Source organism: Streptomyces katrae (genome assembly GCF_000966975.1).
Lineage (GTDB): Bacteria > Actinomycetota > Actinomycetes > Streptomycetales > Streptomycetaceae > Streptomyces > Streptomyces katrae.
The window spans coordinates 1-462 of record NZ_JZWV01001779.1; the positions used below are offsets into that span (position 1 = coordinate 1).

Annotated in this window: 1 protein-coding gene and 1 pseudogene; both read left to right on the forward strand. The window is 71.2% G+C overall.

What is annotated here, in order from left to right:
• The first annotated feature begins 1 nt into the window (after position 1).
• On the forward strand, positions 2–349 hold the full coding sequence (locus tag VR44_RS40565) for an ArsR/SmtB family transcription factor (protein ID WP_045952718.1): 348 nt from the start codon (positions 2–4) through the stop codon (positions 347–349).
• An 11-nt stretch (positions 350–360) separates the two neighbouring features.
• Positions 361–462: pseudogene (locus VR44_RS48240) on the forward strand (GNAT family N-acetyltransferase); the annotation flags it as partial.

Below are 462 nucleotides of genomic sequence, written 5' to 3' on the forward strand. Positions count from 1 at the left end.
GGTGTTGCCGCTGCTTGAGCCCGAGGTCGTGCCGTGCTGCCCGCCGCTGGCCGAGCGTCCGCTGACGGCCGAGGAGGCCGAGCGGACCGCGGTCATGTTCAAGGCGCTGGGTGACCCCGTGCGGCTGCGGCTGTTCTCGGCTGTGGCCTCTCACGAGGGTGGCGAGGCGTGCGTGTGCGACATCTCCGACGTCGGCGTCTCCCAGCCGACCGTGTCGCATCACCTGAAGAAGCTGAAGGAGGCCGGGCTGCTGTCCTCCGAGCGGCGCGGCACCTGGGTCTACTACCGGGTCGAGCCCGCCGTGCTCGCCGCGATGGGGCAGCTGCTGACCAAGGCCGCGGGCGCGTGAGCGCCGCCGCTGTGGTCGTCCCACTGACCACCGCACACGCGACTGAGGTCCTGGCGATCTACCAGGCCGGAATCGACGAGGGCAACGCCACCTTCGAGACCACCGCTCCCACC